The organism is Pandoraea fibrosis, assembly GCF_000807775.2.
GTDB classification, from domain to species: Bacteria; Pseudomonadota; Gammaproteobacteria; order Burkholderiales; family Burkholderiaceae; genus Pandoraea; species Pandoraea fibrosis.
The window spans coordinates 1,190,156-1,211,460 of sequence record NZ_CP047385.1 but is presented as its reverse complement, the minus strand read 5'-3'; the positions used below and the strand labels follow the sequence as shown (position 1 = coordinate 1,211,460).

General features: G+C 63.7%; 16 protein-coding genes and 1 riboswitch. Of the genes, 4 read left to right on the top strand and 12 right to left on the bottom strand.

From position 1 onward, the window contains the following. Window positions 1–4: 4 nt before the first annotated feature. Genes mlaD through PI93_RS05370 form a run of 3 tightly spaced genes read right to left on the bottom strand, consistent with a single transcriptional unit; the run spans window position 5 to window position 2,195 of the window. Window positions 5–559 (bottom strand): outer membrane lipid asymmetry maintenance protein MlaD, encoded by a 555-nt coding sequence (mlaD, locus tag PI93_RS05380; RefSeq protein WP_039375147.1) that lies wholly within the window; start codon window positions 557–559, stop codon window positions 5–7. A 53-nt stretch (window positions 560–612) separates the two neighbouring features. After that, window positions 613–1,380, bottom strand: a complete 768-nt coding sequence (gene mlaE, locus PI93_RS05375; protein ID WP_039375146.1) for a lipid asymmetry maintenance ABC transporter permease subunit MlaE — start codon at window positions 1,378–1,380, stop codon at window positions 613–615. Then, a complete protein-coding gene (locus PI93_RS05370) occupies window positions 1,377–2,195 on the bottom strand; it encodes an ABC transporter ATP-binding protein (protein ID WP_039375144.1) in 819 nt (272 codons plus the stop codon). Before PI93_RS05370 ends, mlaE begins: the two co-directional genes overlap by 4 nt. A gap of 341 nt (window positions 2,196–2,536) precedes the next feature. On the opposite strand from PI93_RS05370, the gene PI93_RS05365 reads away from it, so the two are divergent. Then, window positions 2,537–3,031, top strand: coding sequence for a GNAT family N-acetyltransferase (locus PI93_RS05365; RefSeq protein WP_039375142.1), 495 nt, complete (start codon window positions 2,537–2,539; stop codon window positions 3,029–3,031). A 31-nt stretch (window positions 3,032–3,062) separates the two neighbouring features. On the opposite strand, the gene PI93_RS05360 is transcribed toward PI93_RS05365, so the two are convergent. The 4 genes from PI93_RS05360 to PI93_RS05345 all read right to left on the bottom strand — a co-directional run bounded on the left by PI93_RS05360 (window position 3,063) and on the right by PI93_RS05345 (window position 6,527). Beyond that, window positions 3,063–4,262, bottom strand: coding sequence for a thiamine phosphate synthase (locus PI93_RS05360; RefSeq protein ID WP_370834663.1), 1,200 nt, complete (start codon window positions 4,260–4,262; stop codon window positions 3,063–3,065). A 70-nt stretch (window positions 4,263–4,332) separates the two neighbouring features. Then, window positions 4,333–5,178 carry a thiazole synthase gene (locus tag PI93_RS05355; RefSeq protein WP_052241089.1) on the bottom strand — a complete coding sequence of 282 codons (846 nt, stop codon included), beginning with the start codon at window positions 5,176–5,178 and terminating at the stop codon, window positions 4,333–4,335. A 1-nt stretch (window position 5,179) separates the two neighbouring features. Further along, the gene (thiS, locus tag PI93_RS05350) at window positions 5,180–5,377 is read right to left on the bottom strand and encodes a sulfur carrier protein ThiS (RefSeq protein ID WP_039375141.1); all 198 of its coding nucleotides are present in this window, start codon (window positions 5,375–5,377) and stop codon (window positions 5,180–5,182) included. Between the two features lie 16 nt (window positions 5,378–5,393). Then, window positions 5,394–6,527 carry an FAD-dependent oxidoreductase gene (locus tag PI93_RS05345; RefSeq protein WP_039375140.1) on the bottom strand — a complete coding sequence of 378 codons (1,134 nt, stop codon included), beginning with the start codon at window positions 6,525–6,527 and terminating at the stop codon, window positions 5,394–5,396. 133 nt (window positions 6,528–6,660) lie between these two features. Next, a riboswitch (TPP riboswitch) is annotated at window positions 6,661–6,772 on the bottom strand. A gap of 253 nt (window positions 6,773–7,025) precedes the next feature. Here PI93_RS05345 and PI93_RS05340 point away from each other — a divergent pair. From PI93_RS05340 to PI93_RS05330, 3 genes are all read left to right on the top strand, one after another. After that, complete coding sequence (locus tag PI93_RS05340) at window positions 7,026–8,813, top strand: ABC transporter ATP-binding protein/permease (RefSeq protein WP_080759496.1); 1,788 nt, start codon at window positions 7,026–7,028, stop codon at window positions 8,811–8,813. A 110-nt stretch (window positions 8,814–8,923) separates the two neighbouring features. Beyond that, the gene (locus PI93_RS05335; RefSeq protein ID WP_052241088.1) at window positions 8,924–9,724 is read left to right on the top strand and encodes an SDR family NAD(P)-dependent oxidoreductase; all 801 of its coding nucleotides are present in this window, start codon (window positions 8,924–8,926) and stop codon (window positions 9,722–9,724) included. Between the two features lie 83 nt (window positions 9,725–9,807). Next, entirely contained in the window at window positions 9,808–11,067 is a 1,260-nt protein-coding gene (locus PI93_RS05330; protein WP_039375139.1) for an MFS transporter, read from the top strand. 186 nt (window positions 11,068–11,253) lie between these two features. On the opposite strand, the gene PI93_RS05325 is transcribed toward PI93_RS05330, so the two are convergent. The 5 genes from PI93_RS05325 to PI93_RS05305 form a co-directional block, all read right to left on the bottom strand. Further along, the gene (locus tag PI93_RS05325) at window positions 11,254–12,189 is read right to left on the bottom strand and encodes an SMP-30/gluconolactonase/LRE family protein (RefSeq protein ID WP_039374644.1); all 936 of its coding nucleotides are present in this window, start codon (window positions 12,187–12,189) and stop codon (window positions 11,254–11,256) included. Next, window positions 12,186–13,010 carry an NAD-dependent epimerase/dehydratase family protein gene (locus PI93_RS05320; RefSeq protein WP_039374642.1) on the bottom strand — a complete coding sequence of 275 codons (825 nt, stop codon included), beginning with the start codon at window positions 13,008–13,010 and terminating at the stop codon, window positions 12,186–12,188. The genes PI93_RS05325 and PI93_RS05320 overlap by 4 nt, the downstream gene beginning before the upstream one ends. A 177-nt stretch (window positions 13,011–13,187) precedes the next feature. Next, the gene (locus tag PI93_RS05315; RefSeq protein WP_039374640.1) at window positions 13,188–14,498 is read right to left on the bottom strand and encodes an MFS transporter; all 1,311 of its coding nucleotides are present in this window, start codon (window positions 14,496–14,498) and stop codon (window positions 13,188–13,190) included. A 466-nt stretch (window positions 14,499–14,964) separates the two neighbouring features. Continuing rightward, complete coding sequence (locus PI93_RS05310; protein WP_039374639.1) at window positions 14,965–16,431, bottom strand: glutamate synthase subunit beta; 1,467 nt, start codon at window positions 16,429–16,431, stop codon at window positions 14,965–14,967. Window positions 16,432–16,526: 95 nt separating this feature from the next. After that, a complete protein-coding gene (locus PI93_RS05305) occupies window positions 16,527–21,260 on the bottom strand; it encodes a glutamate synthase-related protein (protein ID WP_370834661.1) in 4,734 nt (1,577 codons plus the stop codon). Between the last annotated feature and the right edge of the window lie 45 nt (window positions 21,261–21,305).

Here is a 21,305-nt window from a genome sequence, read left to right as displayed (position 1 = left end):
TCTCTTATTTTCCTTGGGTTACCGTTGCTGCCCCTGGCGTCGGTGCGGCAGCGGGGGCTGCCGGTGCCGGCGCAGCCGATGCACCGTCCGCCTTGGCGCCACCGGCGTCCGCCGCCTTGTTGTACAGGAACTGTCCGATCAGATTTTCCAACACGATCGCGGATTGCGTGAGCGTGATCGTATCACCGCTCTTGAGCATCTGATCGTCACCACCGGGCTCCAGCCCGATGTATTGCTCGCCCAGCAGACCCGACGTCAGGATCTTGGCCGACGAATCCTTCGGGAACTGATACTGCGAGTCGATATTGAGCGTGACATCGGCCAGATATCGCTTGTCGTCGAACTTGATCGACGCCACGCGACCGACCACCACGCCAGCGCTCTTGACGGCCGCACGCGGCTTGAGGCCGCCAATGTTGTCGAAGCGCACGGTCACCGGATACGTATTCGAGAACGACAGCGAACTCATGTTGCCCGCCTTGAGCGCGAGGAACAGCAGCGCTGCGAAGCCGAGAACCACGAACAGGCCAACCCAGAAGTCGAGGGGGTGTTTTTTCATTGTGTCAGTGTGCGCGAACTGTCTGTCTATGTCTTGGCAGGCACGTTGGCCCGTTAGCTGAACATGAGGGCCGTGAGCAGGAAGTCGAGGCCGAGTACGGCAAGCGACGCCTGCACCACCGTGCGCGTAGTCGCACGCGACACGCCCTCCGGTGTCGGATGCGCCTCAAACCCCTGATACAGCGCGATGAATGTGACGGCAATGCCGAACACGATGCTCTTGATGACGCCATTGGCAACGTCGGCCCATACGTCTACGCCGCCTTGCATCTGCGACCAGAACGCACCGGTGTCGACACCGATCAGTTGCACGCCGACCAGATAACCGCCAAAAATACCGACGGCCGAGAAGATCGCCGCCAGAATCGGCATGGCGATCACCCCTGCCCAGAAACGCGGGGCCACGACGCGCGCGATCGGATCGATCGCCATCATTTCCATGGCGGTCAATTGCTCGCCCGCCTTCATCAGGCCAATCTCGGCCGTCAGCGAGGTGCCGGCGCGCCCGGCGAACAGCAATGCCGTCACCACCGGGCCCAGCTCACGCACCAGCGAGAGCGCCACCAGCAACCCCAGCGCCTGCTCCGAGCCGTACTTGTTGAGCGTGTAATAGCCTTGCAAGCCCAGCACGAAGCCGACAAACAGGCCCGAGACCGCGATGATGACGAATGAATAGTTACCGACGAAATGAATCTGGTCGGTCACAAGGCGCGGCCGACGCAACAGCGCGCCGCTCGACGCGAGCATACGCAGGAACAGGCGTGCGCCGTAGCCGACTCGCTCGACGTGACCGCGGACAAAACTGCCGATGGCGGTGATCATGCGCGCGCTCCGATACCGAAATCTTCCGCGAGCGGTGGCGCGGGATACTGAAACTTCACAGGGCCGTCCGGTTGCGCGTCGATGAACTGGCGCACCGTCGGGTCGTTCGAGCCGCGCAGCGCCTCGGGTTCGCCCTCGGCAGCAATGCGGCCTTCGCTGATGAAATAGATGTAATCGGCGATCGCGAACGTCTCCGACACGTCGTGCGACACGATGATGGACGTGGCGCCCAGCGCGTCGTTGAGCTTGCGGATCAGATTGGCCGTAATGCCCATCGAGATCGGATCCAGACCGGTGAACGGCTCGTCGTACATCACGAGATCCGGGTCCAGTGCGATCGTGCGGGCAAGCGCCACACGGCGCGCCATCCCGCCCGAGATCTCGGCCGGCTTCATATCACGCGCGCCACGCAGGCCGACCGCGTTCAGCTTCATCAGCACAAGATCGCGAATGAGTTCTTCATCGAGCCGGGTGTGTTCGCGCAGCGGAAAGGCCACATTGTCGAACACCGTCATGTCGGTGAAGAGCGCGCCGAACTGGAACAGCATGCCCATGCGACGACGCAGCCGGTACCAGCCGTCGCGGTCCAGCGATGCGACGTCGGTCCCGTCGAAATCGACAGTGCCCTGGCTGGCATGGACGAGCCCGCCGATCAGGCGCAGCACGGTTGTCTTGCCACAGCCCGAGCCGCCCATCACCGCGATGACCTTGCCGCGGGGAAACCGCATATTCAACCCGGAAAGCACCAGACGTTCGCCATAACCAAAGCTGACGTCGCGCAACTCGAGCAAATTTTCCGGATTCGGGGTAGGCACGTTTCGGGTCTTATAGTGCGGCGCAAAACGCCAATTATAGGGGGGAATGCCAATTGATGCCGCCCACGGAGGGTGGGTGAAAGCGAGGAACGGCGTAGCCCCGCGGCATTCTACAGTGCCTTCGCATGATCGCCGGTTCGCGTTCCAACATGCACAACCAACAGAAAACGTAACCGCAGCAAGGACTTACCGAACCCACAGCCGGCACGGGTGTTGTGCGGTTGCTACAATATGGCGTTTCACGCAATAAATCATTGACCCGGATGCCTCCCGCCACGCCATCGCCTCTCCTCCCTATTGAGACGCAATCTACGGAGCCGCCGAAGTTTCGGATTCGTCCGATGCAACCCAGCGACATTTCCCAGGTGTTGACGGTACAGGCGCAGGCCTATGGCGATCTGATGCATGAGTCGGAGGCCACGCTGGCTTCGCGGCTCACGCTGTCGGCATCCACCTGCTGGGTCGCGCTCGACGCCGATCCGGGACACGCGTCAGTGGCCGGCTATCTGTTCACGCACCCCTGGCGCATCGCGGCCCCGCCGCCGCTGGACACCGTCCTCGACGCCCTGCCCGACACCCCCGACTGTTGGTACGTTCACGATATGGCGCTCGCCCCCCGCACACGCGGCGCGGGCGTCGCCAGCCAGCTCTATGCGGTGGCGCTGGCTTCCGCGCAGTCGTTGGGGTTACGGGCATCGGCACTGGTTGCCGTGCAGCAATCGCAGGGATTCTGGGCGCGCTTCGGCTATGCCGTCGCCACGGATGTCTCACCGCTGATCGCTGCCAAGCTGGCCGGATACGGCGACGGCGCAGTGTTCATGACACGCGATCTGTAACCGCCCGCCTCCGCTAAGCCGCGTCATCGTGTCATGCCACGCTGCGCCGCGCGAACTCCTTTTGCATGCCTTGCACCGCTGCGGCCACATCGTCAGCCTCCGTCACCGCGCGCACGACCGCCGTGCATCCCACGCCCGTATCGAGTACCTGCGCGAGATTGGCGGCATCGATGCCGCCAATCGCGACCAGCGGGTAATGCGGTGCAATCAGCTTCACGTACCGCGCAAGCTTCGCCAGCCCCTGCGGCGCCGTCGCGATCACTTTGGTGGTCGTCGGGAACACGGCGCCGACGGCCAGATAGCTCGGACGGAAATGATGCGCCGCGAGAATCTCGTAATAGCCATGCGTACTGATGCCCAGACGCATGCCACTCGCGAACAGCGTCGCCACCTCGTCGGCGGTGAGCGCCGCCATGTCTTCCTGTCCGAGATGCACGCCGTAGGCGTTGGCCTGCGCTGCCTCGCGCCAATGATCGTTGATGAACCATGCACTGTCGCGCGTCACGCGTCGGCCGGCAGCCACCGTACGCTCAATCTCCGAACGCAACGCCGGATGTGCCGGGTCCTTGATTCGCAACTGAACGGTGCTCACCTGCAGATCGGCCATGCGTTCGCACCAGTCGGCGTCCGGCAACACCGGATACAGGCCGAGACGTGATGGGCATGCCGGGAAACGTCCGGGTGACGGCACTTGCCCGAGCACTGTCGGGAAAGTCTCCAGCACGCTCGGCCATGCGCCCAGCGTGTCGGCATCTTCCGGTCGTGCATGGCTACCGTCGGTTCGCCAGGCACGCGCGAGCACCAGCGCGTCGTGAGGTGCGAAGCCACCATCGAGAAACGCGGCGAACGCCGGGAAGAAAGCGGGATCGTCCGCCCCCGCCACGCGATAGATCACGTCGTGCGTGTACAGCGTGTCCTGCACTTGCCCATTCGCCAATGCATGCGAGCACAACACCACGGCACCGGCTGCGCGCCAAACATCGATCTGCACCGACGCCGCCGTGCCCGGCGCCCCCTGCGGCGCAAGCGGCCACCAGATCACGTCGCCCGTGCCGGCGCTGACCGGCGTCTGGGCGTGCAAACGCCAATGCGGCGCCGTCTTGTCCGACGGCCACGGCGCAAGCCGCGCGCGAATCTCGGCTGCGGCTTGCTGCCACGCCATGGCAAGCGGGGCGTCGGCGGGCAGGCATTGCACGTGCGGCAACGTGGCGGCGCCAATCTGCGTCGTCATGGAGTTTCCTTGTAAATCGGAGGTACGAGGTGACGAACGAAATCTGAAGCGAAATGCTGGCGAACGGTATTCAGACGCCCGTCTGGTGCCAGAACGGCACGCCGACCACCGGCGTGCTCGCCTCGGCGCTTTCGCGCTCGGCCATCGGGCCGGCGAGCCATGCGGCACGCCCCGCCTTGATCGCTCCGGCAAACGCGCCTGCCATCTCCACCGGTTGCGCGGCGAGCGCCACGGCGGTGTTGAGCAACACGCCGTCGTAGCCCCACTCCATCACCTGACAGGCGTGCGACGGCAGACCGAGACCCGCGTCGACAATCAGCGGCGTATCCGGCAAACGGTCGCGCAGCAACCGCAAACCGTAGGGATTGATCACCCCCTTGCCCGTGCCGATCGGCGCGCCCCACGGCATCAGCGCCTGACAACCGACGTCGAGCAGACGACGGCACAGCACCAGATCTTCCGTGCAATACGGCAACACCTTGAAGCCGTCGCGAATCAGTTGCTCGGCGGCCGTCACCAGACCGAACGGATCGGGTTGGAGCGTGTAATCGTCGCCGATCAGTTCGAGCTTGATCCAGTCGGTCTCGAAGACTTCGCGCGCCATTTGCGCCGTCGTCACCGCTTCCTGTACCGAATGGCAGCCTGCCGTATTGGGCAGCACCGGCACCGCGAGACGACGCAGCGTTTCCCAGAAATGCCCTTCCGAGGCCTGCACCCCGTTGCCCGACAGTTGGCGGCGCAACGCCACCGTCACCATGCCCGGGCGCGCCGCGTCGATGGAATCGTTGAGCGCTTGCAGCGACGGATAGCGCGCCGTGCCCAACAGAAAACGGCTGCCAAAGCGAGTGTCGTACAGCGTGAGCGCGTCACGCGCGCTGCCTGCGGCCACGTTGGCCGATTCGGTGAATGCGTTCATTTCAGCCTCCGGCGACCGGTTGCACGACATCGATCTTGTCGCCCTGCGCGAGCGTGCGCGCCGCGTATTGCGTCTTGGGCACGAATTGCCCATTGATCGCCGCCGCGAACGGCGGCTGCGCGCCGTAGGCGGCAAGCGCCTCGGCCAGCGTCGCCGTCTCGGCCACGCTCAGCGTCTGTTGATTGATATGGATGTCCATCGCGTACAGCTCCCTCTCATGCCTGACGGAACAGGTCCGGCCACGGCCGGCTCGCTCGCCACGTTTCCCAGTCGAACGCGGTCGGTGCAGCGCCCGTCGATTGCATCAATGCCTGCGCCAGCGCGCAAGCCTCTCCCGTGACTGCCGGCGCCAGCAGATAGCCATGCCGGTACAAACCGTTCACTCGCAACAGCCGCGCCCCGTCCCACTGCACACGCGGCAGATGATCGGGCAGCGCGGGGCGGCAGTTGACGTTCAACTCGATAATGCGCGCCTCGCCGAACGCCGGGTTCAGCGAATGCGCCGCCGAGAGCAGTTCGAGCGCCGAGCGCACGGTCATCGGCGACATGTCTTCCGACTCGAGTTCGGTCGCGCCGATCACATACAGATCGTTTTCCTTGGGCGCGATATAGATCGGGTAACGCGGATGCAGCAACCGTACCGGTCGGCGCAGCCCGATACCCGGCGCGTGAATGCGCACCACTTCGCCGCGCACACCGCGCAATCGCGTGAGGACTTCGCGAGCGCCCAACCCACGGCAATCGATGACGAGCCCCGCGTCGGGATAGGCCCCTTCCGCGATCTCCGTATGCCAATGCAGTTCTGCCCCCGCCTTTTCGAGACCGGCCGCCAGTGCGCGCAGCAATTGACGGTTGTCGAGTTGCCCCTCGTTCGGCAGCAGCCAACCTTCCTGAAAACGCCCGGCCAGCGCAGGCTCGACCTCGCCCAATTGCGCACCCGCCACCCGCTCGACGCCACCACGCAGCAATGCCGGCGGGGCATTCGCGCGCATGCGCCGATCGAACATCACGGCTTCGGCACGGTCGGGCTGATGCCACACGACCAGCGTGCCGTTGCGTTGGAAGAAGACAGGCTCGGGCAAGCCATCGATCAGCGACGGCCAGCGCTCGAGACCGGCCGCGCCCATCTCGACGATGCTCGGCTCCGCCACGGCGGCCTCGGCCAGCGGCGCGAGCATGGCAGCCGCGACCCAGCCGGCGGCAGACGATCCGTCGGCGTCACCCCGCTCATACAGCGCCACGCGCACGCCGGCGCGAACCAGTTGCCAGGCCAGAAGACGGCCGGATAGCCCGCCGCCGAGGATGGCGACGTCGGGACGAGAAGCCGAACGGAGTGTCGTGGCGCTCATACGCGCATGGCCGCGCAAGCCGTCACGGCGCGCAGGCAATCAGGGGAATACGAAGGAATCGGTGGAAGGCAGCGCATGGGGTCCTTTCCTCATGAAAGCAAAAGGACGAAACGGTGTTGGACACCTTACCCCACTGGAGGAGTCGGAAACTTCCCACGCCGGTATTACCCGGGTCGGGTGCAAAGGGTCTCTCTCAGCCCCGTGACGTCGTTACGCATGGTCACGGAGCACCCCTGTTTCGCCCGCAGCCATTACAACATAGATGCCGACGCCCGTGCAAGCTGGGTTCCCGGCCGGTTACACGCCCGTTGCGTCTCGTTTTTCGACGAATCTCCCGGGCCTTGTAACAACACGTAAACTGAAATTCGGTGTGACGCGAGTTTCAGGGCGCAATTCGTGCAACGCAGCATCGGGAACTGAGGTCAAATGAGCCGTCGTCCCCCATCACACATTGCACCACTGCGGCAGTGCCGCCAGACGATCATGGTCCACACGCCGATGTCCCCCCAATCGCCCGAGGTGCCCCCGCCCGGCGACCCCGTCGCCACCCCGGCGCCCAAGCCGCCGAAGCACCCTACGGCCTGGCAATTGATCCGGCCTTACTGGGTCTCGGAGAAACGTTGGGAGGGGCGCCGATTGCTGGCGCTCGTTGTGGCGCTGAATCTGGCGGTCGTGTTCATCAACGTGCGCCTGAACGCGTGGAACGCCGGCTTTTACGACGCCCTCGACAAGCGCGACTGGCCTGTCTTCAAGTCGTCGCTCGCCGAATTCGCGATCCTTGCCTTCAGCTTCATCATCATCGCCACGTTCCGCACCTACTTCCGCCAGATGCTCGAAATCCGCTGGCGGCAATGGGTAACCGATACGAACCTGTCGAAGTGGTTCACCCGTCAGGCGTATTACCGCATCGAGCGCGACCATCTCGCCGACAACCCCGACCAACGTATTTCGGAAGATATCCGCACGTTGGTCAACTCGTCGCTGGCGCTGTCGCTCGACTTGCTGACGACGCTCGTCTCGCTGTTCTCGTTCATCACGATTCTCTGGACGATCTCCGGCGCAGTATCGTTCCTGCTCGGCGGCATGAACATCACTATCCCGGGCTACATGGTCTGGGTTGCGGCGCTTTATGCCGTCGTAGGCTCGTTTTTCATCTTCAAGGTCGGCCGTCCGCTCGTGGGCCTTAGCTACCGGCAGCAACAGGTGGAAGCCGATTTCCGTTTTCTGCTGGTGCGTTTGCGCGAATCGGCCGAGCAGGTCGCGCTCTATCGCGGCGAAGGCGCCGAACTGTCTCGTCTGAAGTCGGCGTTTGGCGCAGTGCGCGAGAACTGGTGGCAAATCATGGTCGTAACGAAGCGCCTGATCTTCGCCAACTCGATTTACGCGCAGATCGCCATCGTCTTCCCGATCATGGCGGCGGCCCCTCGCTACTTCGCGGGCGCGTTCACCCTCGGCGTGCTCATGCGAATCATCGACGCCTTCGGGCAGGTCAGCGACGGCTTTTCGTGGTTCGTGAACAGCTTCGCGACACTGGCCGACTGGAAAGCGACGATCAATCGTCTGCGCGAATTCACGCGCGTGATCGACGAGCCACCACAGCAACCCCATGCAGGCGCCATCTCGGTCGTGACAGCGAACAGTTCGTCCGCTCCCGGGTATGCGGCGACCGATCTGCATCTGGCGCTTCCCAATGGCGTACCGCTCGCAGCCGCCGGAACGTTCGCGTTCACACCGGGTTCCCACTGGCTCATTCGCGGCCGTTCGGGTTGCGGCAAAAGCACCTTGTTGCGCGCCCTCGCGGGTCTTTGGCCCTTCGGCAGCGGGCGCATCGACGTCCCCGCCAACGCCCGCGTGCTGTTCCTCTCGCAACAGAGCTATCTGCCCATCGACACCTTGAAGGCCGCACTGGCGTTCCCCTCGCCGCCCGACACGTTCAGCGACGCCGAGTGCCGTGACGCGCTCGCCGCCGTCAACATGGACCAATACGCGAGCGAGTTGTCAACGCCCGCCCACTGGGCACGACGGCTCTCGGGCGGGGAACAGCAACGGCTCGCCGCGGCGCGTGCGTTGCTCCAGAAGCCCGATTACCTGTTCCTCGACGAGGCCACCAGCGCACTCGACGTGGAGACCGAAGAGGCCGTGTACGAAGCGTTGCATGCGCGTTTGCCCAACACGGCGATGGTGAGTGTGGCGCACCGCGAGACCCTCGGCCGCTTCCATCAACACACCATGACGTTGCGGGCCACCGGCGACGTCGAACCCTCACAGGTGGCGGGCGCCGCGTAGCAGGCGCGCACGCCAATTCATTCACTTCCTAAATAATATTGACGCGCCTGTCCCGGCGCACGAGGGCTTTGGCATAATCACGGGCACCCTTTGCCTGACTCGGCCTCATCGTGACCACCCCCGCTTCCTTGTCCGGCCAGTCTCACCGACGCGCCGGACGCACTATCGTCGTAACCGGCGCCGCTTCCGGCATCGGTGCGGCCATCGCCCGCCGGCTTGCCGGCCCGGAAACTCACCTGTTACTCCATACCCGCGGGGCTTCTGACGAGAGTCAGGCGCGTCTCGCCGAGGTACGTCGCGCCTGCGAGGCGCTCGGCGCGCAGTGCGCCGTCTGGTTCGGCGACCTCGCCGAGACCTCTGCCGCCACACGGTTGATCGACGCCGCGCACGACGCCTTCGGCCCCGTCGACCAACTCGTGAGCAACGCGGGCTTCGCCACGCGACAGCATCTGGCCGATGTGGACGACGAGGCCTTTGCGCGCACGCTCGCCGCCATGCCCGGCGCATTCGCCGCGCTCCTGCGCAGCGCGTTACCCGATCTGCAACGCTCGCCGCAGGCCAGCGTGGTGGCCATCAGTTCGTTCGTGGCACACCGCTTCGCGCCGAATCAACCCGGCTTTCCCGCAACCGCCGCTGCCAAGGCCGCCATCGAGGCGCTCGCCAGAAGCGCCGCCGCCGAATACGCTCGCTTGGGCGTGACGATCAACTGCGTCGCGCCCGGCTACACACGTAAAGACAGTGGCCACTCCGCCATCGATCCGGCCGCATGGCAGCGCGCAGCCGACGCCACGCCGACCGGCCGCCTCTGCGAACCCGACGACATCGCCGCGCTCGCCGTCTTTCTGCTCGGCCGGCATGCGCGTCAGATCACGGGACAGGTGATTCACGTCGACGGCGGCCTGACGCTCTGAGTCGCGCGCGAGTTTGCGCACCCCACAAGAAAAACACACGTCACACACATAACGACAAGCACACGATCCACCGAGGAGTCTTCATGGCATTTTTTTCCTGGTTCAAGGAACTCAATACGAAAGAACGCAAGGCCCTGTATGCCGGCTTCGGCGGCTACGCCGTCGACGCGTTCGATTTCATGATCTATTCCTTCCTGATACCCACGCTTATCGCCGCGTGGGGCATGACGAAGGGCGAGGCCGGCATGATCGCGACCAGCTCGCTGATCTCGTCCGCCGTAGGCGGATGGCTCGCCGGCATTCTTGCGGATCGCTACGGCCGCGTGCGCGTGCTGCAATGGACGATCGCCACGTTCTGCCTGTTCACGTTCCTCTCGGGCTTCACGAACTCGTTCTGGCAGTTGCTCATCACGCGCACGTTGCAAGGCATCGGCTTCGGTGGGGAATGGACCGTCGTGACGATGATGATGGGCGAGATGATCCGCTCGCCGCAGCATCGCGCGAAAGCGGTCGGTACGGTGCAAAGCAGTTGGTCGGTCGGCTGGGCTGCCGCCGCGCTGCTGTATTGGTTCTTCTTCGCGGTGCTCGACGAAGGGACCGCGTGGCGCGCGTGCTTCTGGATCGGTATCGTGCCGGCGCTGTGGATCACGTATGTGCGCCGTAACGTGTCGGACCCGGAGATCTTCACGCAGACCCGCCGCAAGATTGCCGAGGGCAAGCTGCAAGGCAACTTCATGCAGATCTTCGCGCCCGAACATCTCAAGACGACGATCCTCGGCAGCTTGCTGTGCTCCGGCATGCTGGGCGGCTACTACGCGATTACGACGTGGTTGCCGACATATCTGAAGACGGTGCGCGGTCTCTCGGTGTTCAACACGAGCGCGTATCTGATTGTGCTGATCGTCGGATCGTTCGTGGGCTATATCGTCGGCGCGATCCTCTCCGACAAACTCGGCCGTCGCGGCGCCTTCATCTTCTTCGCCGTCGCCTCGTTCGTGCTCGGCATGGCGTACACGATGCTGCCGATCACCGACAGCGCGATGCTGTTGCTCGGCTTCCCGCTCGGCATCGTCGTGCAAGGCATTTTCGCGGGGATCGGCGCCTATCTGACGGAGCTGTATCCGAACCACATCCGCGGCTCCGGACAAGGTTTCTGCTACAACCTTGGTCGCGGCATCGGCTCGTTCTTCCCCATCGCCGTGGGCATGCTCGCGCAGACCGGCTCGCTCGTGAAGGCCATCGGCCTGGTCGCGGGTGGCGGCTATCTGCTCGTGGTCGTATGCGCGTTGCTGCTGCCCGAGACGCGCGGCAAGTCGCTCGTCCCGGCGGACTTCACGCATTGATATCTGCCCCGCCATCGGTCTGAGCGACGATGGCAAAACGGGACGCCGGATCGCTAACCTTTGTCGATCCGGCGTCCCGCTGCCTCACCGGGCTGCCATCCACGTCAGCCAGCCAACCCGGCACCACTTCCGCGGTGCTCGCCGCTTGTTCACCTGCGCGCGGCGTCGCTACCGACCTACCCCCGCCTACACACCTGCCGCCGAAAACGCGCCTATAGATCCCGCATAAGGCGCTTCCGGCAATCCCTGCACGCCACAACGCACGGCGAAGACATGACCGTCGTGTTCGTTGGCTCCCGTGCCCGGACGAATCGATGTGACGAACAACGTGTCGAAATCGCGTCCGCCGAATGCACACATCGACGGCTTCGATACCGGCAACACAATCTCGCGATCCAACGCCCCCGCAGGCGTGAATCGCAACAAGCGGCTGCCATCGTTGGCGCACGTCCAATAGCCGCCATCGGCATCGACGGCGGCACCGTCGGGACGACCCGGATACTGATTCATGTCGACGAACAAACGCTGCGCGCTGATCGCACCACTGTCGGCATCGAAGTCGAACGCCCACACGCGGCGGCGCGTCGGATGCGAATCGCTCAGATACATCGTGCGGCTGTCGGGCGAAAAACCCAGGCCGTTCTGCGTCACGAGGCCGTCGACGAGCGGTGCGGAAAGACGTCCCTCGGCATCGAAGCGAAAGAGCGCGCCCGCGTCGCTCGCAAGCGACATGTCCTGCACCATCGTGCCCGCCCAGAAGCGGCCCTGACGATCGCAACGGCCGTCGTTAAAGCGCATGCCCGGCGCAGGAAATGCCGGTGCCGCCACGCGCTGCCAATCGCTCGCCGCGATGACGCCGGGCGCCCCGAGTCGCACCGCAAACAGCCCGGTCTCGCAACCAGCGAGCAACGTGCCGAACGCATCGAACGAGAAGCACGCGATCTGTTCCGGGAAGGTCCACTGGCGACGCTCGCCGTCGGCGGGCGTCACGCGATGCAATTGCTTCGCGGGAATATCCACCCAGTAGAGCGCTTGCTCGTCCGGGCGCCACAGCGGACTTTCGCCCACAGCATGCGGCGTCTCCCGCGACGGCTCAAACCGCTCGATGGATACGCCGCTCACGCCTTGGGCTCCATCGGCCCCATCAGCACGAACGGCCCGCCCTGGAATCGCTGCGTCCAGTCGTCCATCTGCGGATCGGGGGCCTTGGGCGGGAATAACCCGGCGAATTCGGCCGAACTGTCTTGCGGGCGGAAGCCGAGGAACGCGGCCTTGGTGTTGTCGACCCACAGTGTCGGATTGTCCGACACGCCGTAGACGATGGCATGGCCCACACGATTCGTGAACAGCGAGCAACGCACGAGTTCGATGAAGTCGCGATAGCTCAGATACGTCACCATCATGCGCGGATTCTTCGGTTGCTCGAACGACGAGCCGATGCGCAGGCACACAGTCTCGAGGCCGAAGCGGTCGAAGTAGTAGCGCGACAGGTCTTCGCCGAAACATTTCGAGATGCCGTACATGCCGTCCGGGCGATGCGGGGCGTCGACGTCGAGCACTTCCGTTACGGGATGGAAACCGACCGCGTGATTCGAGCTGGCGTAAATAATGCGTTTCACGCCCTGCTTCTGCGCCGCGCTGTAGACGTTGTACAGACCGAGGATGTTGGCTTGCAGAATATCGTCGAACGGCGCTTCGACGGAAACGCCCCCCAGATGCACCAGCGCATCGACGCCTTCGAGCAGCGCATGCACCGCAGCCCGATCGGCGAGGTCGACTTGCATCGCCTCTTCGTGCGGCGCATCGGCGGTGAGCGGCACGATATCGCTCACGCGCACGATGTCGGCCCACTCGGCGAGCTTGCCACGCAGTTGTTTGCCAAGATTGCCCGCTGCGCCGGTCAGCAACAGACGGCGAAAGGGTTTGCCGGAAGTCTGGCTCATGTCACTCCTTGTTCATCGGTAGATCGCAATGCATGCCATCACGCGTCACGATGCATTGCCACAACAACACCGACGCCGCGCCGCACACCCACGGGGGAGCATGCAGCGCGGCGTGCGTCGAATCATCGTGCGACGGAAGGTATCCCGTCGCGCCCGCTGTCCCCCTCACTGCGCTTGCTATGCATTCGCAGTGCGTCCCACGTCGACATGCTTGACCGGCGACGGCGTGGCCGTGTCCGCCATGTGCGGCTTGACCACCGTCCACAGAATCACCGCGCCGATCAGATCTCCCAGACCGAGAGCCACGAAGAACGGGGCGTAGCCCACCGCCGTCACGAAGGTGCCGATCACCAGCGTGAAGAGCAGGTTGCCGATACCGGCGGACAACCCCGCCATGCCTGTCACGGTCGCCACTTCATTCCGCGGGAACAGGTCGGCCGACATCGAAATCACGGTGACCGAGAGCGTCTGGTGAGCGAAGCCTCCGAGGCAGAGCAGGAAGATCGCCATCATCGGATCCTTGACGAAGCCCACGCCGCACATCGCCGTCATGATGATGGCGCCGATGGTGAACACGACGCGCTTGCCGTTGAAGATGGTGATCTTGAAATGCTTGTTCAGCCAGACGGAAATCGTGCCCCCCATCAGGCATCCGATATCCGCTGCCACGAACGGCAGCCATGCCGTTGCCGCAATCGTCTTCAGATCGAAACCCCGTGCCTGATTGAGGTACAGCGGCATCCAGAACACGATCGTGCCCCACACCGGATCGGCGAAGAAACGCGGCAGGGCGATGCCCCAGAAATTGCGCTGACGCAGGATCGAGATCAGGTTCGGCTTGCGGGCGTCGGCCGCCGCATCGACGGCACGGCCTTCGTTGATGTAGTCGGACTCGGTCTGCGTGAGCGCCGGATGATCGGTCGGGTGACGATAGAACGCGAACCACAACACGCCCCACACGAGGCCCAGACCGCCCGCGATCACGAAGGCCGTTTCCCAGTTGTAGCGCATGATCGACCAGGCGATCAGCGGCGGCGCGAGAATCGCGCCGATCGAAGTGCCGATATTGAAGATGCCCGCAGCGAGCGCGCGCTCCTTCGTCGGAAACCAGAACGCGGCAGCGCGCATACCGGCCGGAATGAACGAGGCCTCGGCCAACCCCAGCAAACCGCGCAACACGAACAGACCGATCCAGCCGTCGGCCAGACCGTGCAGCATGCACACCACCGACCACATCACGCCGCACAACAGGAAGCCCAATCGCAGGCCGATACGGTCCATCAGGTAGCCCGTGAGCGGTGCGCCGATCGGATACAACACGAGGAATGCGCCAGTAATCCAGCCGTACTGCTGAGTGGTAATGTGGAGATCCTTCATTACCGTGGGGGCGGCAACGGCAAGCGAGCTGCGCGCAAGGTAGTTCATGACCGTGCCGAGTGTCAGCAGTCCGATCATCCACCAGCGCAGGCCTTTGATCTTCAGTGCCATGATGGTTGTCTCTCTCCGTGAATATTTTGTGGCGAGTCCGTCGCTCGCATGGAGAGGCATCCTACGTGAGACGATGTACGATGACAATCACGGAATCTACCGTTTACGGATAATCCCTAGTGTTTCGCTCGATCGCATCGCTCAACGCCACAACCCTTATCACCATTGAAGTTTGCACATGTTGGGAGAGTTTTCTTGCATGTGAATGATGGACGAGGATGTCTTGTTGTATGACATCTTATATTTTGAGTTTGCGGCGTTTCATTGCCCTGCCGAGCGCGCTCGCCGATCTGAGCGCACGAAAGGAACAGGCAAGAAAAAACCGCCCGGACGTTGCCGTCCGGACGGTTTCTCCACAGTGACGCAGATGCCTACCTCTGCGCCCCTCCTCTCAACCCCGTATTTGTGGTTTTGGCAGGCATTACCTGCGCGGGCCCCGAAGGGCGCGCCTTGAGACGTTTGACGCTTAACGCGGCAGTTCCGAGTGCCCCATCAGGAACTCGTCGACGGCGCGGGCGCACTGACGGCCTTCGCGAATCGCCCACACCACCAGCGACTGACCGCGACGCACGTCGCCGGCCGCGAACACCTTCGGCAGGTTCGTCGTGTAGGCACGCTCGCCCTCGGTCGAGGCACGCACGTTACCGCGCGCATCCTTGTCGACACCGAACGCGTCGAGCACGGTCTGCAACGGCGAGACGAAGCCCATGGCGAGCAGCACCAGATCGGCCTTGAGCTCGAATTCCGAGCCCGGCACTTCCTGCATCTTGCCGTCCTTCCATTCGAGACGCACGGCGATCAACTTCTCGACCTTGCCGTTCTTGCCTTCGAAGCGCTTCGTGGCGACCGACCAGTCGCGCTCGCAGCCCTCTTCATGACTCGACGACGTGCGCAGCTTGGTCGGCCAGTACGGCCACACCATCGGCTTGTTTTCCTGTTCCGGCGGCTGCGGCAGCAGTTCGAACTGCGTCACGCTCTTCGCACCGTGGCGGTTCGACGTGCCCACGCAATCGGAGCCGGTGTCGCCGCCGCCGATCACGATCACGTTCTTGCCCGTGGCCAGCAACTGGTTCGGCAGCTTGTCGCCCGCGTTCACCTTGTTTTGCTGCGGCAGGAATTCCATCGCGTAATGAATGCCTTCCAGCTCACGGCCCGGCACCGGCAGATCGCGCGGCTGCTCAGCACCGCCGGCAATCACCACGGCGTCGAACTGCGCCTGCAACTGCTCCGGCGAGATCGTCTCTTTGGAGAAGTTGTTGATGTGCGCGTCGGGGGCGTCCTTACCGACATAGACGCCGGTACGGAACGTGACACCCTCGGCTTCCATCTGGCGCATGCGGCGGTCGATCAGCCACTTCTCCAGCTTGAAGTCGGGAATGCCGTAACGCAGCAGACCGCCAACCCGATCGTTCTTCTCGAACACGGTGACGTCGTGACCGGCGCGCGCGAGTTGCTGCGCCACGGCCATGCCCGCCGGGCCCGACCCGACGACAGCGACCGTCTTGCCGGTCTTGTGCTTCGCAGGCTGCGCCTCGACCCAGCCTTCGCTCCAGGCCTTGTCGATGATCGCGTGTTCGATCGACTTGATGCCCACCGCATCGCTGTTGATGTTCAGCGTGCAGGCGGCCTCACACGGCGCCGGGCAGATGCGGCCCGTGAACTCCGGAAAGTTGTTCGTCGAGTGCAGCACTGCGATGGCCGACTTCCAGTCCTGGCGATACACCAGATCGTTGAAGTCGGGAATGATGTTGTTGACCGGGCAACCGTTGTTGCAGAACGGAATGCCGCAATCCATGCAGCGTGCGCCCTGTACCTTTGCCTGATCGTCGGAGAGCGCGAGCACGAACTCCTTGTAGTGCTTCACGCGTGCCAGCGGTGCTTCGTATGACTCGCTCTGGCGCTCGAATTCGAGAAAACCTGTGACCTTGCCCATGTTTCTTCAGTCGGAAAGTTTTGTGGTTACCGTGCCTCACCCGCGCGCGGCACGTCACAGGGCCCTCACCCCGCAACGTTGCCGCGCGAGCGGCTTCAGGCCGCCAGTGCTTGTTTGTCGCCCGCCTTGGCCATTTCGCCCAGGGCACGCTTGTATTCGTTCGGGAACACCTTCACGAACTTGCGGCGTGCGCCGTCCCAGTCCTCGAGCAGCGCCTTTGCGCGCGATGAGCCCGTGTACTGGAAGTGACGCTCGATCAGGTCGCGCAGTTGCGCTTCGTCGGTCTGACCGCGATGCCACAGCCCCTGGCTCACCGTGCGCTCCTGTTCGCCATGCGGCAGCACCGGATCGAGTGCGACCATCGCCGTGTTGCACTTGGCGGCGAACGTGCCGTCAGCGTCGTACACGTAGGCCACACCGCCCGACATCCCCGCCGAGAAGTTACGGCCGGTCTCGCCCAGCACGACCACCGTACCTCCGGTCATGTATTCGCAACCGTGGTCGCCCGTGCCCTCCACCACAGCGGTCGCGCCCGAGTTGCGCACGCAGAAGCGTTCGCCGGCCACGCCGTTGAAGAAGGCTTCGCCTTCGATGGCGCCGATCATCACGGTGTTGCCCACGATGATGTTGTCTTCGGCATTGCCACGGAAGTCGTTGGTCGGACGCACGATGATGCGGCCGCCCGACAGGCCCTTGCCCACGTAGTCGTTACCGTCGCCCACCAGATCGAGCGTGATGCCGCGTGCGAGGAACGCTCCGAAGCTCTGACCCGCCGTGCCCTTGAGTTGCACGTGAATCGTGTCATCCGGCAGACCTTCGTGACCGTAGCGCTTCGCCACTTCGCCCGAGAGCATGGCGCCAACCGTGCGGTTACGGTTGCGCACCGGCTGGATGAACGAGACATGCTCGCCCCTCTCCAGCGCCGGCAGCGCCTTTTCGATCAGCGCGTGATCGAGTGCACCCGACAGGCCGTGATCCTGCGATTCGACGTGCAGACGCGGCACATCGGCGTCCACTTCCGGCTGGTAGAAGATGCGCGAGAAGTCGAGACCCTTCGCCTTCCAGTGTTCCACGCCCGACTTGGTGTTGAGCAGGTCGGCACGGCCGATCAGATCGTCGAACTTCGAGATGCCCAGTTGCGCCATGATTTCGCGCACTTCCTCGGCCACGAAGAAGAAGTAATTGACGACATGTTCCGGCTTGCCCTGGAATTTCTTGCGCAGCACCGGGTCCTGCGTCGCCACGCCCACCGGGCAGGTGTTCAGGTGGCACTTGCGCATCATGATGCAGCCTTCGACGACGAGCGGCGCCGTCGCGAAACCGAACTCGTCTGCACCGAGCAGCGCGCCGATCACCACGTCGCGGCCGGTCTTCATCTGACCGTCGGCCTGCACGCGGATACGACCCCGCAGACGGTTGAGCACCAGCGTCTGTTGCGTCTCCGCCAGACCCAGCTCCCACGGCGTGCCGGCGTACTTCACCGACGACAGCGGCGAAGCGCCCGTGCCGCCGTCGTGACCGGCGATCACCACGTGATCGGCCTTGGCCTTCGCGACACCGGCAGCGACCGTGCCCACGCCCACTTCCGACACGAGCTTGACCGAGATCGACGACGACGAATTCACGTTCTTCAGATCGTGAATGAGCTGCGCCAGATCTTCGATCGAGTAGATGTCATGGTGCGGCGGCGGCGAAATCAGGCCCACGCCCGGCACCGAGTAACGCAGCTTGCCGATGTACTCCGTCACCTTGTGACCCGGCAATTGACCGCCTTCGCCCGGCTTTGCCCCCTGCGCCATCTTGATCTGAATCTGATCGGCCGAGACCAGATAGTCGGCCGTCACACCGAAGCGGCCCGACGCAACCTGCTTGATGCGCGAGCGCAGCGAGTCGCCGTCTTGCAGTTCGATATCGGTCTCGATGACGTCGCGACCCACGATCGACGCGAGCGATTCGCCCTTCTTGATCGGAATGCCCTTCAGTTCGTTGCGATAACGGCGCGGATCTTCGCCGCCCTCGCCCGTGTTCGACTTGCCGCCGATGCGGTTCATCGCAACGGCCAGCGTGGCGTGCGCTTCGGTCGAGATCGAACCGAGCGACATGGCGCCCGTGGCGAAACGCTTCACGATGTCTTTGGCGGACTCGACCTGATCGAGCGGAATCGCGCGTTGCGGATCGACGCGGAATTCGAACAGACCACGCAGCGTCATGTGACGCTTGCTCTGGTCGTTGATGAGATTCGCGTACTCCTTGTACGTCTGGTACGAATTCGAGCGGGTCGAGTGCTGGAGCTTCGCGATGGCGTCCGGCGACCACATATGGTCTTCACCACGAATACGGAACGCGTATTCACCACCGGCGTCGAGCATGTTGGCCAGCACCGGGTTGTCGCCGAAGGCGTCGCGATGCAGACGCACGGCCTCCTCGGCCACTTCGAAGATGCCGATCCCGCCAACGTTCGACGCCGTGCCCTGGAAGTACTTCCTGACCAGTTCCTGCGACAGGCCGATGGCTTCGAATATCTGCGCCCCCGTGTACGACATGTACGTCGAGATGCCCATCTTCGACATGACCTTGTGCAGGCCCTTGCCGACTGCCTTGACGAAGTGCTTGATCGCCTTTTCCGGCGTCAGGTCGCCGCCTTGCTTGCGGGCGATCTGGGCGAGCGTTTCCATGGCGAGGTACGGGTGCACGGCTTCGGCGCCGTAGCCCGCGAGCAATGCGAAGTGATGCACCTCACGCGCCGAACCGGTTTCGACCACGAGGCCCGTGCTCGTGCGCAGGCCCTGTGCGACCAGATGCTGGTGCACGGCGGACGTGGCGAGCAGCGCCGGGATCGCAACCTGTTCGCGGTTCGTCAGACGGTCCGAGACGATCAGGATGTTGTAGCCCGACTTCACCGCATCGACGGCTTCCGCACACAGCGATGCGAGACGCGCTTCGATGCCTTCCTTGCCCCACGCTACCGGATAGCAGATGTTCAACTCGTAGGAGCGGAATTTGCCGCCGGTGTACTTGTCGATGTGGCGGATCTTCGAGATTTCCTTGAAGTCCAGCACCGGCTGCGACACTTCGAGACGCATCGGCGGGTTGATGTTGTTCGTGTCGAGCAGGTTCGGCTTCGGACCGATGAACGACACCAGCGACATCACCATGTTCTCGCGGATCGGGTCGATCGGCGGGTTCGTCACCTGCGCGAAGAGCTGACGGAAGTAGTGATAGAGCGTTTTGTTCTTGTTGCTCATGACCGCGAGCGGGCTGTCGTTGCCCATCGAACCCACGGCTTCTTCGCCGTTGATCGCCATCGGCGTCATCAACAGTTTCAGTTCTTCCTGCGTGTAGCCGAAGGCCTGCTGCAGATCGAGCAAAGGGGTGGCCGTGTCGTGATGCACGCCGGCTTCCTCGACCTTCGGTTCGATTTCGTCGAGCTTGATGCGCACGGCGTCGATCCAGCTCTTGTACGGCTTCGCGTTGGCGAGGTTGTCCTTGAGTTCCTTGTCGTCGATGATGCGGCCCTGATCCATGTCGATCAGGAACATCTTGCCCGGCTGGAGACGCCACTTCTTGACGATCTTCGACTCGGGGATCGGCAGCACGCCCGATTCCGATGCCAGGATCACGACGTCGTCGTCGGTAATCACGAAACGTGCGGGACGCAGGCCGTTACGGTCGAGCGTCGCGCCAATCTGACGGCCATCGGTGAACGCGATGGCGGCGGGGCCATCCCACGGCTCCATCATGGCGGCGTGGTATTCGTAGAACGCGCGGCGGTTCTCGTCCATCAGCGTGTGCTGCTCCCAGGCTTCCGGGATCATCATCATCACGGCGTGGGCGAGCGGATAGCCGGCCATCGTGAGCATTTCGAGGCAGTTGTCGAACGACGCAGTGTCCGACTGGCCCGGATAGATCAGCGGCCACAGCTTTTGCAGATCGTTGCCGAGCACGGCCGACGAGATCGCGCCCGTGCGGGCGTTGATCCAGTTGACGTTGCCCTTCACGGTGTTGATTTCACCGTTGTGGGCCACCATGCGGTACGGGTGCGCCAGCTCCCATGCCGGGAACGTGTTCGTCGAGAAGCGCTGGTGAACGAGGGCGAGCGCCGAGACGGTGCGCGGATCCGACAGATCGCGGTAGTAGCGCCCAACCTGATCGCACAGCAGCAGGCCCTTGTAGACGATCGTGCGTGCCGACATCGACGGCACGAAATATTCCTTGCCGTGCTTGAGCTTGAGCGCCTGAATGCGGTGGCTCGCCGTCTTGCGGATGACGTAGAGCTTACGCTCGAGGGCGTCCGTCACCATGATGTCCTGACCGCGGCCGATGAAGATCTGGCGGATCACCGGCTCGGTGGCCTTCACGTTCGGCGACATCGGCATGTCGCGATCGATGGCGACATCGCGCCAGCCCAGCACGACCTGCCCCTCGGCCTTCACGGTGCGCTCGAGCTCCTGTTCGCAGGCCAGACGCGACGCGTGTTCCTTCGGCAGGAAGATCATGCCGACGCCATATTCTCCGGCCGGCGGCAAGGTCACCCCCTGCCGGGCCATCTCTTCACGGTAGAACTGGTCGGGAATCTGGAGCAGGATACCGGCGCCGTCACCCATCAGCGGGTCAGCACCGACGGCGCCCCGGTGATCGAGGTTTTCGAGAATCTTCAGGCCCTGCTCGACGATGGCGTGACTTTTCACGCCCTTGATGTGCGCCACGAAGCCGACGCCGCAGGCATCGTGTTCGTTGGCCGGGTCGTACATGCCCTGTGCGTCCGGCGCCAAGTACGCCTCACCCGGCAGCGCTGCTGCCGTCGCAATCGGTTGTTGTTTCTTTTCCACGAGTTACACCGTCTCTTGGCGAGGTCGCCGCGCGCATGCTCGTCG

Coding starts and splice junctions, on each gene's coding strand:
- PI93_RS05340 (WP_080759496.1), top strand. CDS start 7,026: ATGTCCCCCCAATCGCCCGAGGTGCCCCCGCCCGGCGACCCCGTCGCC.
- PI93_RS05330 (WP_039375139.1), top strand. CDS start 9,808: ATGGCATTTTTTTCCTGGTTCAAGGAACTCAATACGAAAGAACGCAAG.
- PI93_RS05315 (WP_039374640.1), bottom strand. CDS start 14,498: ATGGCACTGAAGATCAAAGGCCTGCGCTGGTGGATGATCGGACTGCTG.
- thiS (WP_039375141.1), bottom strand. CDS start 5,377: ATGGACATCCATATCAATCAACAGACGCTGAGCGTGGCCGAGACGGCG.
- mlaD (WP_039375147.1), bottom strand. CDS start 559: ATGAAAAAACACCCCCTCGACTTCTGGGTTGGCCTGTTCGTGGTTCTC.
- PI93_RS05365 (WP_039375142.1), top strand. CDS start 2,537: ATGCAACCCAGCGACATTTCCCAGGTGTTGACGGTACAGGCGCAGGCC.
- PI93_RS05355 (WP_052241089.1), bottom strand. CDS start 5,178: ATGAACGCATTCACCGAATCGGCCAACGTGGCCGCAGGCAGCGCGCGT.
- mlaE (WP_039375146.1), bottom strand. CDS start 1,380: ATGATCACCGCCATCGGCAGTTTTGTCCGCGGTCACGTCGAGCGAGTC.
- PI93_RS05320 (WP_039374642.1), bottom strand. CDS start 13,010: ATGAGCCAGACTTCCGGCAAACCCTTTCGCCGTCTGTTGCTGACCGGC.
- PI93_RS05345 (WP_039375140.1), bottom strand. CDS start 6,527: ATGAGCGCCACGACACTCCGTTCGGCTTCTCGTCCCGACGTCGCCATC.
- PI93_RS05310 (WP_039374639.1), bottom strand. CDS start 16,431: ATGGGCAAGGTCACAGGTTTTCTCGAATTCGAGCGCCAGAGCGAGTCA.
- PI93_RS05360 (WP_370834663.1), bottom strand. CDS start 4,262: ATGACGACGCAGATTGGCGCCGCCACGTTGCCGCACGTGCAATGCCTG.